1 protein-coding gene is annotated in these 590 nt (G+C 35.6%); it reads left to right on the top strand.

The window, feature by feature from the left end:
* Positions 1 to 131: 131 nt before the first annotated feature.
* A partial coding sequence (locus JCM6256_RS10280; protein WP_035438604.1) for an IS256 family transposase occupies positions 132 to 590 on the top strand: 459 nt, incomplete at its 3' end.

Genomic DNA, 590 nt, shown 5'->3' with positions numbered 1-590 from the left:
GAGACTGTAAAATAGTTTGTGTAAGGATGAATTATTCCTTAATTTAATTTCCTAAAACATTAGAAAAAGGAGTTCCTTTCTCGTATGATTGGTTTGAATAAAAAAACACATACAGAAAGAAGAACTCCTTCATGAATGATTTTACCAAAAATATAACTCAAGCTCTATTCAATCAAGATAAAATTAATGATTTGCTTCGTCACGAAATCCAACAAGCTGTTAATGACTTGTTAGAATCTGAACTGACTGCCTTTTTGGGATATAATCCTTATGCCAGAAAAGGCTGGAATACTGGCAACTCTAGAAATGGTGCGTATTTCCGCAAGATTGATACTCAGCTTGGATCAATTGAGGTACAAGTGCCGCGAGATCGCAATGGTATGTTTCATCAGCACACTCTGCCAGACTATAAACAACATACTGATCTCTTGGAAGACATGGTTATAAAGCTTTATTCTAAAGGTGTAACCACTAGAGAAATAGCTGATTTGATCGAAAAAATGTATGGCAGTCATTATAGTCCGGCTCAAGTGTCTAATATCTCTAAGCAAATGATTCCCAAAGTTGAGGCTTATCACAAGCGTAAGCTA

Origin of the sequence: Lactobacillus hamsteri DSM 5661 = JCM 6256 (assembly GCF_000615445.1) — a bacterium.
GTDB classification, from domain to species: domain Bacteria; phylum Bacillota; class Bacilli; order Lactobacillales; family Lactobacillaceae; genus Lactobacillus; species Lactobacillus hamsteri.
This window is presented reverse-complemented; position numbering and strand designations above follow the sequence as displayed.